The following is a 527-nucleotide window of genomic DNA, read 5'->3' as shown; positions in this document are numbered from 1 at the left end:
ACCTGCATGGACACGCCCGTGCTGGGGGCGAAGAAAATCATCGCCCACCATAACGCCACCCTCAACGGCCCCTTCGTGCGCCTGGCCACGACCGCCGATGTGACCTTCTGACCCCATCGTCCCCACACCGCCCCGGGCACGCCGAACATGGCGTGATTCCCCCGGGAACGGTGCCGGCGAGCATTGCCAAATTCCCTCGCAACCCGCACCCTTGAGCCTTCGCGCCGGCCTGCTGCGCGCCTCGCCCGAAGCCGTGCACCGCCTCCCCTGCGCCATTTCAGCTATTCACAAGGAATCCCTTGATGCGTGCCACCGTCCTGGTCCTGGTTGAAAACGTCAACGCCTACCTGCCGCTGCTCGAACAGCAGGGCTTTCACCTGATCCTGGCGCCCACCCCCGCCGAACGGGCCCGGGCCATCCAGGACCATGCCGGGCGGATCGACGCCGTGCTGACCCGCGGCCCACTGGGACTGACTGCGGCGGAAATCGACGCCCTGCCCCGGCTGCAGATCATCTGCGTGATCGGC

General features: G+C 67.4%; 1 pseudogene. It reads left to right on the top strand.

What is annotated here, in order from left to right:
• Nucleotides 1-302: 302 nt before the first annotated feature.
• Nucleotides 303-527: pseudogene (locus tag Q7C21_RS22975) on the top strand (2-hydroxyacid dehydrogenase); the annotation flags it as partial.

It is taken from the genome of Pantoea sp. ANP04 (assembly GCF_041982285.1).
Taxonomy (GTDB): Bacteria; Pseudomonadota; Gammaproteobacteria; order Enterobacterales; family Enterobacteriaceae; genus Pantoea; species Pantoea eucalypti.
The sequence above is the reverse complement of the archived record's forward strand: the minus strand, read 5'-3'. Positions and strand labels throughout refer to the sequence as shown.